The sequence below is a fragment of the Pseudoalteromonas sp. BZK2 genome (assembly GCF_014349195.1).
Classification (GTDB): domain Bacteria; phylum Pseudomonadota; class Gammaproteobacteria; order Enterobacterales; family Alteromonadaceae; genus Pseudoalteromonas; species Pseudoalteromonas simplex.
In genome coordinates this window covers 75,728-89,231 of sequence record NZ_JACSOG010000008.1, presented here as the reverse complement: position 1 = coordinate 89,231, position 13,504 = coordinate 75,728, and the positions used below count along the sequence as shown (strand labels likewise).

Genomic DNA, 13,504 nt, shown 5'->3' with positions numbered 1-13,504 from the left:
GACAGCTTAGTTCCAAAATATGCCTCCCGTAATTTATCTAAGTTATCTTCCGCAGCATTTGGCATAAGTTTTTTTACTTCCGCAATAACACGGGTCTGTCAAAGACAAGTTTACGTAATCTTGCTGTGCTTTCTTTTTGGTTCTACTATTGAAAGTAGAGAAAAACGTTTTAGGTCATTGGTTGTATTAGGTTAATTTCGCATAAAAATTTCTATGAGCTAATGTCTTATTAAGGTGTGAGCAAGCATAGTGAAATGCCGCACGTTGCAATCAATATTAAACAGCTTGGTAGATTTATTTCATCAGCGCTCGAATGTCCATACCAAACTCTTTTTCTATGAACTCTATGGTATCAGGCTGACCATCCAGTGAAGCACGAACATGTGTTGTTGTATACAAGCCGGATTTTTTTACCCACTTAGCTTCATGACGTTCAACGGAAGATAACCACTCTACTAAGCAAACATATTCACAAAGATCATCTGAGTGGATATTGTCGTTCATGTTTTGACAAATTAAATCATGGGATAAGAGAGGTTTGCCTTGAATAGAGACTTCTCTAATTGGTTTAGCTACTTGTAAAATTCGCCCAACACCGACGAATCCATGCGATTTAAGGTAAGCTGAAAAAATGTCTCCTTTTTGAAAACCTTTTAGTGAGTCTTTCCAACGAACACCTTGCCCTGCTGAAATAAAGCCATATTTTCTAAAGTCATCCCAAGATCTGTGTTCTCCTTCACCAACATTGTAGTAGTAAATCCCATTTTGGAAATCAAATCCCGAGAGCTCCATATGCATTGTGTTATGAGGACGGAACTTATTGCTGAAATGCCCAGTAGCAACATTAGTTGTTAGATTACCAAGTTTCCAGAGAAGTGTTTTCTCGATCAGAAAAGCTTCGCCCTCTGTTAGGTCTTTTGCGATAACTCGGATTATTGGTCGTAAGCCTACAGCTTTTATTTCATTAATTCTCTTAACTTTTAGTGACTCACTTTTATCGAAAAGATGCTCATCCTTTCGAGAACCTCTCCCTTTACCGAAATAAAATTCTTCATAATTCCTGGGGTCTACGTAAACATAAACGTAGTAACTACCTGACATAACATCTTCCTTAGCTGATAATTAGCCCTTATAAACCTAACATTTTAGTATTTATGAGACACCTAGTTTGTGTTGCATAATCGCTTGTTGGACTGGATAGCTACCTGCTCGCCTTTTCCAGAAGCTATTTACATAAAGCCTGCTTTAAGCTGAAACAAACGGTCGCTCTAGCTCGTTTATGGACAAAATGAGTTGTGGCCGACCGGCTGCTGTGTGCCATTAAGAGCCGTTCAGGCATTCCTAGAAAATAAGCAAGATATAGCGTTCGGTAACGCCCTGTTAGCAGGCAAAAAATGGTTGGTTAAAATTAGTGACGAAGGAGCAAAACCAACTTTTTTGTCCTTGTTTAACAACTTGTTAGGCTTTAATTAACTAAGCTCAAATTCACTTACATGTTTTTCAAGCATCATTCGGTGTTTGGTTCTATCATTTTCACTAGCATCAAATCGAGAAGTTAGGAAATAACCAAACTTTTCTTTGAAGCCTGAAATCATTAACGGAAACCGTTCTAGCAATTGAGTGTGAGCACTTGTTATTTTTTCTACAACACTTTCTTGTTGGCTTTCATCGAAACCTTCAAGTAAGCCAGATAGGTTCCCTTCACGCACTACAGTTAATAGAAAACTAATCGTAAATTGTTCAGGTAAGCTTCCAAAGTATCTATGATAAAATGAAAGATAACCTGCAATTGATATTCCCACTCTTAATTTCGGTTCAGGGTATAGTTCTGAACTACCAATTATATATATTTCATCATAGATTGAGCGCAATGACTTACCGATACTCTTCGTAATCGCCGTAGGGTTAATTGCAGCATCAACTTGCTTCATAAGCCTAGTTGTTTTAGAACCAAAAGTAATGAGCACCATCAATATCTGTGCACCAAAATGGTCTGCTCTCGACTCCAGAGCTACACTGTCTAATTCGGTTTCATCTTTGTATTCATTGTGAAAATTCAAATAGTGAGCTAACTCATGGCATATAATGGTTAAAATAAAAATATAATCTTCCAATGCAGATAATTCATAATTGCAAAATTCATATGAAAGTCTAACTCTTGCAGCCTTACCGCTCCCTGTAATTGCAGCATTCCCTTTCATCGATTTAACATACAACTCTCTGTTGATTTGAAAATTAACAGTACTAAGAAAAAATGACTCAATATCTGCAAAAGCAGCTTCAGCGATTTCATAACCACTAGTGGTTCCCATGCTCTTCCCTTAACAAATTAAAAAAATGTATTTATTTTATAACCACATTCTGTAAGCTCTTTAGCCACTGAATTTTTCCAACCTGAATTTTCATCAAGTGGAACATAGACTACACTGGAGTTTTTACTTATTGAGTAATAAAGTAATCACATCAAATAAATGGAAAATTAATTACTAGTGCATATAAAGCTAAAGAAAATGGCAAGTAATAATCAGTTAATATTTTTCCTCTAAACATAAATTTTAATGCTACCGGAATACCTCGAAGTTTGAATATTTTGATCGGCACCGCTACAATTTTTGATGAGCTTTCACTGTCTTGACCTGAAGGAAAGTCAACTTTAACTTCATAAAAGCCATGATTCTCTCTAGTCTTTGAAATCTGTGAATAAGAATAACTACCTGTGATTGAAGTTACACCTTTTGGCAAAGATCTTAACAAATACCCCATTAATATTTGATCTAACTTTTTATCCATTAGATTCCTATATTGAGAGCGAAGAGCTACATAAGCTTGATCAACATGAAAGTACTGATAATAACGCCATGCAAAATAAATATGGCTAACCATCAAAAACGTAAGAATAACTTCCGGATTTGTCAGCTTAACAGATGCTCCTAAAAGCTTTAAATTATCACCAAAGGTTACACCTGCATGACTGGTTAGCATTAAAGCAACGGAAGTTAAAAGTAAATTTCTTCTTTGTCTACTCGTTGCTTCACTTAGTTCTAGTACTTTATCATTCAATTTTTCAAAAACTCCTTTTGAAATAAAGCATCCACTGAAAAACAGTAAAACTTATTCGACAAGCGAAAGCCACTGCTCAAATTGCTTAATAGTAGTTTCATGCTTTCTTTTTAAGCCCAGTTCAGAGCACATCTCTTCTACAGGGTTTGAGCTATTATTAGTTTTAGCAAAAGTTGCTAAGCCCAGAGCTTCTTCAAAAGCAAGCTCTTTCCAGTTTCTTTCATATCCAAACGCGTTCACACCTCGCCAATGTATTAACTCGCAAGTATCTTCTGGCGATAACCAAACTGTTGGCGAGAAACCCGAATTCTCTTTAATTCCTGCCCATGGCTTTAAAAGCTCATAAATGTAATCAACTTGCTTTTTACTAGTGCGTGTTAAGCCATGTAAGTTAGCAATCTCCAATGCCAAAGTATGTAATGTGATACCGGGCCTTTCTTTCAATGTTTCTTGAGCAATTTCGGTTAACCGTGGCTTATACTCTTCTTTAAAGTAGTTGCTTGCATCAAGCACATTACTGGTAAGCTGTTGAGTATTTGCTACAAGAGATGTTTCATGTTGAGCTGAAGATGTTTTGCAATTGGTATTAGCAGCCGTTTTTAGAACCTCTGCTTCTGCTTCTGCTTCTGCTTCTGCTTCTGCTTCTGCTTCTGCTTCTGCTTCTGCTTCTGCTTCTGCTTCTGCTTCTGCTTCTGCTTCTGCTTCTAACAAGCTATCCTTTTCTCTCTCAGTAGCAAGTATTTCATTTAACTTTGAATCTAACTTTTTCAGTGCACTTTCTGAATCTACAAAATAGTCCGTAGACCAGAGCCTAACGATATTCCAACCTAAACTTTCAAGGATTATTTGTCTTACGCGATCTCTATCTCTAGCTGCTGGTGAGCCGTGATATGTAGCACCGTCGCATTCGACACCAGCAATGTAGCATCCGGGTTTATCTGGATGAAGAATCCCTAAATCAACTCTGAACTTACTGACACCAACCTGTGTTTGGACCTTCCAACCCATGTTGCGTAATTCGTTTGCAACGGCTTGTTCAAAATCACTATCAAACTGATCCACTCCGTAACGAGCCGACGTACTTTCCGCAAGTGAAATAGGCCCTCTTTCAGCAAACTCTAAATAATGTTTTAAATGTTCGACAGCAGTTGAAGAGGTACGGCTCAAATCAATCATTGAAGAATCAAAACTACTGAAAATTACGACTTCAGTCGTTGCTCTCGTAATGGCAACATTAAGTCTGCGCTCACCACCTTGTTTGTTTAATGGACCGAAGTTCATACTCATCGTTTTCGCTTCTGGCTCAGAAGGACCATAACCTAAACTAAGCATTATGATATCTCGCTCATCACCTTGAACTGACTCTAAGTTTTTAACAAAAACAGGCTCTCTAGTTTCTGCTTCATGAAAATACTTTTCAATTTTTGGGTTATTCCTTCTAGCATCGTCGAGTAAGTCTTCAATAGTGCGTTGCTGCTCTGTGTTTAAAGTAACGACACCAATTGACAATTTCTGTTGCTGCTTGTTGAGCAATCGCTTAGTGATTTCGTTTACAACAGCCTGTGCTTCTTTGATATTGTTCCGACCCTTGCCCTTTGCATAAAGGCCATTAACCCGATGTAAAGAAACAGCTGACTCTTTTGTCTCTGATGATGGGTAAGTTACTAATGAGTTTTCGTAGTACTTGCTGTTTGAGAATGCAATTAGAGTCTCATGTTTGCTTCGGTAGTGACCCATCAACCTTTTTAGCGGTAATCGAGCAGCTAAAGCTTGATCTAAAATAGATTCAAGATCTTCTTCATCTGGGGCATCGGAAGTACCGGCCGCGAAGAAGTTGGTTGGAGGCATTTGTTTAGGATCACCAACAATAATTACATTGCGCCCTCTGGCAATTGAGCCGACAGAATCCCATGTTGTCATTTGAGATGCTTCATCAAACACAACTAGGTCAAATCCTCTAAAGTCTGATGGCAGAAATTGAGCAACAGATAACGGTGACATCATCATACATGGAGTAAGCTCCAGCAATGACTCACCAAGCTCTTTAATCAAAGCTCTAATTGGGATATGACGAGTTTTTTTCTGGATCTCTTTCGACAAAACTCCGAAGTGACGGTCGTTTTTAGCATCTTTGATTTCACTAGTTGGCACTCGACTTGAAGCCAGAGCAATAATGTAATCACTTGTTACTTCAGCTACTTTTTCATCTAATTTACGGAAAGCTTCAATAGTAGCTTCATGTGTTGAAGCCTTAAATGCTCTTAAAATTTCACTGTCATCAATCAAAAGAGGTGCAAGCCAAGAAAAATAAGCTAATTCAAATTGCTCTAGTAATTCTGAAGATGAAATAACACCTTGGCTTAATGCCTGCTCAACAGAATCTAAACCTACGTTATTAGCTTGAGCTTTGGCGCTGACCCATTCACACCAGCTTTTAAGTTTCGCTTGATTGTTCTTTATTACACTCAAGGCTTGACTTAATTCTGTTAAATTTAAACCTGAAGTATCTGTGACATTGAAATCGAGTAAGTTATTGTGCGCCTGTTCAAACTCTTTATAACTAGAGGCAAAATCATCTAATTTAGCCTCTACTTGAGAGTTTTCAATAAAATCTCTGCCGTCAACAAATTGCTTTTTAATTACTATTAAAGCTTCTGTTGGGTCATTACATAACGAAAGAGCGCTATTTAACTTAGCTTTTACTTTTCTTCCGAACTCCACGGTAGCTATTAAGTCTTTCGAAGTTGTTAACCAACCTTTCCAAATACCTAACGCTTCAAGTTCATCATTAGTTTCAGAAATATCATTGGCAAGCTGCTTTGCTTCTAATAGCTCAGCTAAAATAGAAAGATCACTAAACTTCTTAAACCCAAGCTCATTTGCTTGTTTATTAACTTTCCACTTAGCAAATAGAGATTTAAGCCAACTACTATTTGCAGCTTCATATTCTGAGTACCACCTGCTTATTGGAGCTTTCAATAGCTGACTAACTTCAATATTGCTACCTAGCTTGCTAATAAGCTCATCTAACTTTTCTTTTTTGAGAGCTAAGTTCTCTATAAGCTCAAATCGCTCGTTAAAGCCTGATTTTAAGACAAAAGTTATATCACGGTACTTCACAAGTTCTTTTAATTCATAAAATGAATTCAAGGCCAAGAAATTCTTGTTGTTCAGCTCAGGTGCATCGATGCCTAGGGTAGAAAGAGCCGATTGGAATTTATCTGTAATACTTTCAAATTCAATAAACCAAGCTTCAACTTTATTTATTAGCTGGCTTTGCCAAACATTTGACCATGCAGTAGCATTTATATAAGAGAAGCTAGTAAAGTCGAGTTCTTGAATATCTTCAAAGGCAATTTTAAGCTGCAAAACGATTTCATTTAGTGTGTTCAAGTCACTTTTTAAGGTTTTATCTGCACTTAAATCTAATGGCCAATTTAAGTTAAGTTTGACTTTCCCCTTATGAAGAGCAAGCCTTGATATTGCGTCTCGAACGGATACTCCTGACTGTGATTTTTTATGTAGCTCTCTCACATAATCATTTAACTTATCTTTTTTATCCTTTAGCTCAGAAACATGCATAGACCACGCATTAGGATTTAATCCCTCTCTTGATTGCCAAGCCTGAGCTAATTGCTCTAAAACGACCTTTTTGTTCGCTTTATTACTGTGAAGCTCTAAACAAAGATGGTCCAAACCTACTTTTTGCAATCGCTTGTATACTACATTCAATGCAGCCATTTTTTCAGCTACAAATAAAACCTTCCGCCCCTTACCAATATTATGAGCGATAATGTTAGCTATTGTTTCGGATTTACCTGTCCCCGGAGGTCCTTCAAGTACAAAATCTTGCTCTTTTGCTGAAGCATCAACAGCAACTAATTGCGAACTATCACAATTAAGAGGCGTAAACACTTCAGCAGGGTCTATAGCCTCATCGACTTGATGTTGTTCAACAAACTCAGCAGATTGAATATAAGCATCTTTGGGACTTTCAACTAAGTGCTGAACAAATCGATTTTCTTTTAAGTCATCCAATCTGTCTCTTAGATCTTTCCACATCAAATATTTTGCAAATGAAAATGAAGATAAAACTAATTCCTCAACTACCTCAAATCCCTTTTGCTCACTGACAGCCTGTCTTACCTGACTCCAAATAAATGGGACATCAATCCCACTTTCATCTTCAGGCAGCTCATCTTTAAATACATTTAAGTTAATATCGTGTTCAGATAGCAAAAACTCGATCAAAGTAAGATTAAAGATTGCTTCCTCACCTTGTAATTGCTCAACATAAATGGGAGCTCGAGCACTTTTGCGAGTGAGGTTAACTGGAATAAGAATTAATGGAGCTTTAAAGCTTCGGGTATCCTCTGGGTTCTCTTTCCACTTAAGGAAACCCAGTGCTAAGAAAAGTGTATTTGAACCACTTTCTTCTAAATCATTTTTTGCTTTCCGAAACAGCTCGATAGCATTTTTTTCTACCTTTTTAGGAGGCTGATTAGCTAATAAAATTTTATTATTTAACTGATTAAGAGCGTACTCTTTATGTATTTCCGAGCCTGTTTGGAAACGAAATAACTCACTGTCTCGTTCTGAATCAAAATATGGACTTTCTTGAGTTGATAAGAATTTAAACTTTGTCCCATCCGCCAACATATCTTCCATATTAGCTATATCAGGACAATATAGCTTTATACATACCGACTTATCATTGAAATTTAAAAGTTTATTTCTCTTAGTTAAATCAAGAAGCTTTCGGCACCATGAGTCAATGCGTGTTTCAGGGCTTTCTTCGACAACACGCTCTTCAGCACGAACGGGAGGTAAAGGAGGAACTTCAGGTAAAGTAAGTTCAACAGTTTCGTCTACTGATTCAGTTTCAGCTTTAGCCTCTTCTATAGTTGATAACGGTTTAATTGACTGAGCTCGTGCTTGGCCAATATCTAAAACCATTACAAACTCTTCTTCTTTATCCTCGTCAAGTAAATTTCTGGCATGATCTTTTGCTTGTTCAAATGTAACAGGGGAAGCATTTGTTACGAGCGTTGTTTCAAACAAGACTAAATCTCGGTTATCCACGCGCTTTCTTATATCCTGTGGATCATCATTACAAAGAATTGGCAACTTCTCATCAATTAACCAAGCACCAGCAAAAGCATGCCCACTAGTGATAGCCACCACAGGATTTAGACCCATAGCTTCTATACAACTTGCAAATAAGACAGAAGAATCTAAACAAGCGGCCATTTTAGATTGGCTGATATCCGCTGCTAGACGAATTCGTTGGCCTGTTTTTGCGAAGCCTTGAGGAGGGCTGACATATGCTAACTTTTCTTGGAAAATAACATTCCAAAGTGCAGCAAGCATCAAATATGGCTTTTCTCTAGTGTTCGACTGATACCCATCTACTGAGCGTCCATGGCCACTACTTTCTAAAAGTAAAGCGACTTTTCTAACTAAAGACTCTACGTATAAACCATTTGGCTTTACAAAAGCCGCTAGTAAATCTGGCTGACGACTCTCTCCACCCCAAAAATTGGCGGGGAGAATACTCACTTTATGCTCACTACTACACAGGAGAAGGTTTTCATCATCCAATAGCTCAAATTTAAGCCCTAGAAGAACTTCTTCGGTTAGGCCAAAAAGTGTTTCAAAAGGAAATTTAAGTTCTTTGACTGGTAATTTAACTGACTGTCCAGAAATCACTTCATCAATAAGCCACTCAGAGGAGTCTAACCAACCTTCAATAGCATTCAATCTTAACTTTAAATTACGTAGGACTGGTTTGTCGTAACATTCCGGTACAATGATTTGGATATTACGCAAAACTGAATATGAATTTTGCTGTGCAGCTAGTGAAAAAGTAGAAATCACATCAACTTCAAATTCAATATTGCCTTGGTTTTGCTTATTAACTTCTTCCATGAGAGATTGTAACCCTTTGTTCTTGCTTGAGTAGCAAAAGTAGTTTTAACCAATGTAACTAGAACATTATGATTGGTCAAGAAACGGGCGGCACACATTTAATCTATGTCAAAAAGTTTTTGGTTAACTTACAGATTTGAGTGGCTTAAAATTGTTTTGCAAAGAAGTGGTCAATACAACGACCCTTCCAGAACAAGGTATAACCTTAATATAGTAGTTTCTGCCTCAAAACTATTCAAAATATGAGCTATGAAGGTCAACTTTGAGCTAAAACAGACGGCCGTTCTAGCTCATTTTTGGACAGAAACAAGTTAGAGTATTTATTCGGTGACGCCGCATTAAGCTGTGAGAAATAGTTGGCTATAATGTGAAGCGAAGCGGAACCGAGCCAACTGTTACGAATCCGTTTTTAATGCCTTGTTATACGGGCTGAAATCACGAAAGATTCAAGTCAATACAACATTTTTTATACTTTTTACCACTACCACAGCTACATGGGTCATTACGCCCAAGTTTACCTGCCTTCTGAATTCTAGATTTTTTTAAATCATTCGCTAAATCGTTTAACCTATCCAGCTCCAAGCTTGGGATTTCATCTATCGAGATATCACTCCACTCAACCTTTTCGAGTATTAATTCATCAGAATAGAATAACTCGATAACCAATCTAGTGGCATCATTTACAGCAAGCATGGCTGAACGAGAATGGTCCAAAACAAACTTTTCATTTCGAGGGAAACATGATTCCTGCCAGCAAAATACTGTTAACTTAACATCGCCATATAGCGAAAGTGGAAATGGACGTTGAGTTTCATTTTGTTTCACCAACACTAAATCGATATTATCAATAATTGTTTTTCGACACTGTTCAGCACAATCCAATAAAAAGCTCGAAATACGAGTTCTACCTTTTTGTTGATTAGTAGATAATACTTTTATTATTTCCATCAAACGCATAGGCATTTTTTGGTTAAGTGGAGAAGCCAGCTCTGGGTCATGAAGCTTATCAGCAAAATAATTATCTACATCTAATCTATAACCATGAAAATTAATCCTTGTTTCGGGTGTGTCTTTAAGGCTATTTGCATAGGAAACATAATTATTATGTTTTAGATACATTCCCAAATGATCAAGCTCATCATCAGTTTGAATCACTTCAGATAGAAATGAATTCATTCTCTGCTCTAAGAAGTGTAAAAATATAAGTGGGTTATTAAAAACGTCTGAATATACCCTTAGGTCATCAATAGATATAGACCATGTAGGGGTTTTACCCATTTCAATACCGATAGACTTCAAATGTTGAATCTGAGCTGCAATCTCAGTAAAACTATCAAGAGTGACGGGTAAAATTGTTATCTTCCTGTAATTAGAATGAGAAAGAACACCAATTTCCTTATGCTCTTCATCATAAATCGAAACAGACTCTTCACTAAACAAATAATCAACAAATCGTTGTGCCTGCATTGATGGGTTAAGGACTAATCCTTTTATTGATTTGACATACGCAGGAAGATCATTTGCTGGTGAAGTATAAGTAAAAGCACCAGCTTTTACTTCAATAACAAATAAATGATCATCATAGCTAACCAATCCATCAGCTTCACACCACTCCATCCTTCCTTTTTTACCAACACCAGAGCGATAATAAACAGAGCGATATTCTTCAGCTCCCGAAATAATTTTATTTAAGTATTTAAATGGGAGTTCTTCAGAAATGTTCTTTTGTTTCTCATTCCACTCAGGCTTGTAAAGAGGAGCATGAGAAAATATAACTCTTTGCATAACCCTATAAAAATTGTCAAAAAGACTATTTAGATCGAAGCAATAATACTTACCATTTAACTTAACAAAAGGCTTTTTAAACACAGGCCAAATTCTTAATGGCCAACCTCGATACTCACCTTCAGCAAAAAACTCTTTATCTTCGCCTCGACTGAAAGAGAGTGAAGAAAGTAATTTCTCAGGAATATTAGTTACTTTAGCCACATCAAATAAATCCAGCCCCATTAACCGTCCGCAAATACCTTCATAGCGACTATCCCAGTTATTTTCATGTATAACTAACCTAAGGAGATCACCAAAATCCTCTTCCTTCTCAATTTTTTCTCCTTGTAAAATTCTATCTTCTGCTAAAGCCATAGTTTCTTTTTGAAACAATTTCATATCTTCAATCGCATTCCCCATGCCAAACATTAATGAATCTTGTATTTTCATTAATTCAGAAACCAACTGCTTGGCACTTATTCCAAAATTTCCCTCAATTACACTTGAGTGAGTTAGTAAAAGGTCTGACAAATGAGCTTCTTGAAACTGATGGTATCGTTCACCACGAACATTGCACCAATACATTTGCGCTTTGAAATAGAATTCTTCCTCGTCCATATCTATATCAGGGTTTAATGCTTTTCTTTTTGCAGTATGGCAAATGTGGTAACTACAATTAATTAGATTAAATAGTTTTTCTACCGCATTGTTTAGTTCAATCCAATCGCTTTCAGATACTTCCGGTTTTAATGTTGCATTAGGTGAAACTGATACAATAATGCTCTGTAAATAATCAAGCATTCTTACCGATAAAACGTTCTCTGAATTAGTCTCAATTTCTGAATTTACCCAAATATGTTGCATTGCCATTTCAGACCACGCACGCTGTAATAATTGATCAGCAGGAAGTTCACTAACCATCAAAGAAATTTTATCTACCAATTCATCAATCTGAATTACAATATCATCAAAATCACCAGCTAATTTATTCTGGAAGTCTACAAATTGATTTTCATTAAAACTAGACTGATAAATAGTTTTATCACCAAATCTAGCCACCTCCAAAGGCCCTGCTTGAAGAAACTCATCTGGTTTTACTTTTTTATTTTTTTTCATGAGATCCTCACGGTTGGGGATTTAAGGTGCACGTATAACGCCGCGCTCTGCGGAAATTTGGGAGCGCCAGCGAGTAAATTTTCCGTAGCAGCGCCTTGTTATATTTCATTTCCCTTTCGCTCTCGAGATTACACCCATCATGGAGTGAGAAAATTGTCCAACTTCTGCATTTTGATCGAGCTTATCGGAAACATATTTACCTGCCGCTGCAGCGCCACCTAGAGGAAGTAATGCGCCTAAGAAAGGGGCGAGAACTGGAAACATCGTTACAGCCAATGTGCCACCTGCAACTAAAGCCGTGTATTTATGCTTTGCTTGATATTTATCATTAAGCGATGAAACCTGCTTCTCATGTTTCGATATAGCTCTTTCAATATGAGAGCATACTTCGGAAGCTACATACCCCAAATCTTCAAGGTTTGTATTAGGCAAACTGTTAACTAAATCTCTTAGTTCTCGCCTAAATTCAACATTCTCATCAGTCTTTCTCAATGCAACGAGCTGCTCATCTTTGATATTGGCCAAATAATCAAGTCTTTTAGACGTAAGAGACTGTAGGATTGCGGAGGTAGTTGGATCAAATGACGCAGCTTCACCAGCGGATGCGTTCTTCATACCTGCGACAAGTTGGTAATAGTGCGCCTGAGCGTCCACACACAGAAATGGATGGCTTCTTAGCTCATCAGCATTTTCTAATAAATGGTAGTTTGGCATAATACGCTCAAAGATCGCATTTGTTATCACACTAGCATCACCTTGGGAAAACATATCATTACACCAATCTTCTGACCTCCAATGCCTCATTTCAGACTTGTAATTTTCTAACTCTACTTTTAAGGATCTTCCCGGCTCAGATCCCGGTGAAACAAAAAGCTTTGCTCTTTCAATTTTCTCAAAGTACAGGCTAGGATTCGTTGCAGCCAATTCAATAATGTCTTGAGGGTGAGCTATTCCTGAGTCTACATAATGCGAAAATATATCGGTGATAAGCTGAATGCTATTTTCTTGCGTTTGCTGGTCATGTTCTTCAAGTGACTTCTCAAAACTTGGAAATACAAAAAATGGTGGAAGATCAAATTCGCTACCCTTGAGGTCACTCAAATGTAATATGAAAAACACCATCTGAAGTGGGATAACATGACTGAACTTTTCTTCATCACGGCTTTTCTCTAGCCATGGCATTACAGGATCTGGAATTAAAACCGTATCAGAATAAAGAAGAGACTTGCGTGTGGCATTTAACTGTGTTTCTAAAAACCGACTACTTCCACCCAAATTCAATTTACATGCATCTAATTTTTTGGCTGCACTAAAAGCTTTTCCACCTTCTTCCGAATATAGTTTCTTAAGATCTCCTTCTAGATTTGAAAATGCCACCATAGCACTTTCCGCTCTGCTAGGATTTTCTCTTAAAGAGATGGCCATTCCTTGAATAGATTCCGAAAATCTATCCAGTGCTGAAAACTCACGAGGCAGACACCCTGTCACGCTGAGAAAAAACTCGGTCAATATCTCAAAGTATCTATCTTGATAAATAATTAAGTCGTGTAGTTCCTGCTGACTCACCTATGTACTCCCTTTGAAATATAACGCCCTGTTAAGGTGTGAGCAACGCAATACCGAAGCTCCCGCA

The 13,504-nt window shown here is 37.3% G+C and carries 7 protein-coding genes; all 7 read right to left on the bottom strand.

Features of this window, described 5'->3' with window-relative positions:
• Positions 1–42 precede the first annotated feature (42 nt).
• Complete coding sequence (locus BIZ38_RS21995) at positions 43–102, bottom strand: SEC-C metal-binding domain-containing protein (RefSeq protein ID WP_410445828.1); 60 nt, start codon at positions 100–102, stop codon at positions 43–45.
• 192 nt (positions 103–294) lie between these two features.
• Positions 295–1,101, bottom strand: coding sequence for a GIY-YIG nuclease family protein (locus tag BIZ38_RS06550; protein WP_187489881.1), 807 nt, complete (start codon positions 1,099–1,101; stop codon positions 295–297).
• Positions 1,102–1,469: 368 nt separating this feature from the next.
• Positions 1,470–2,312 (bottom strand): ImmA/IrrE family metallo-endopeptidase, encoded by an 843-nt coding sequence (locus BIZ38_RS06545; protein ID WP_187489880.1) that lies wholly within the window; start codon positions 2,310–2,312, stop codon positions 1,470–1,472.
• 151 nt (positions 2,313–2,463) lie between these two features.
• Positions 2,464–3,060: a hypothetical protein gene (locus BIZ38_RS06540; RefSeq protein ID WP_187489879.1), complete on the bottom strand. Its 597-nt coding sequence runs from the start codon at positions 3,058–3,060 to the stop codon at positions 2,464–2,466.
• Positions 3,061–3,111: 51 nt separating this feature from the next.
• Positions 3,112–8,988: a DUF4011 domain-containing protein gene (locus BIZ38_RS06535; protein ID WP_187489878.1), complete on the bottom strand. Its 5,877-nt coding sequence runs from the start codon at positions 8,986–8,988 to the stop codon at positions 3,112–3,114.
• A gap of 435 nt (positions 8,989–9,423) precedes the next feature.
• Complete coding sequence (locus tag BIZ38_RS06530) at positions 9,424–11,871, bottom strand: SEC-C metal-binding domain-containing protein (RefSeq protein ID WP_187489877.1); 2,448 nt, start codon at positions 11,869–11,871, stop codon at positions 9,424–9,426.
• 105 nt (positions 11,872–11,976) lie between these two features.
• Entirely contained in the window at positions 11,977–13,437 is a 1,461-nt protein-coding gene (locus BIZ38_RS06525; RefSeq protein WP_187489876.1) for a hypothetical protein, read from the bottom strand.
• Positions 13,438–13,504: the final 67 nt, after the last annotated feature.

Coding starts and splice junctions, on each gene's coding strand:
- BIZ38_RS06550 (WP_187489881.1), bottom strand. CDS start 1,101: ATGTCAGGTAGTTACTACGTTTATGTTTACGTAGACCCCAGGAATTAT.
- BIZ38_RS06545 (WP_187489880.1), bottom strand. CDS start 2,312: ATGGGAACCACTAGTGGTTATGAAATCGCTGAAGCTGCTTTTGCAGAT.
- BIZ38_RS06535 (WP_187489878.1), bottom strand. CDS start 8,988: ATGGAAGAAGTTAATAAGCAAAACCAAGGCAATATTGAATTTGAAGTT.
- BIZ38_RS06530 (WP_187489877.1), bottom strand. CDS start 11,871: ATGAAAAAAAATAAAAAAGTAAAACCAGATGAGTTTCTTCAAGCAGGG.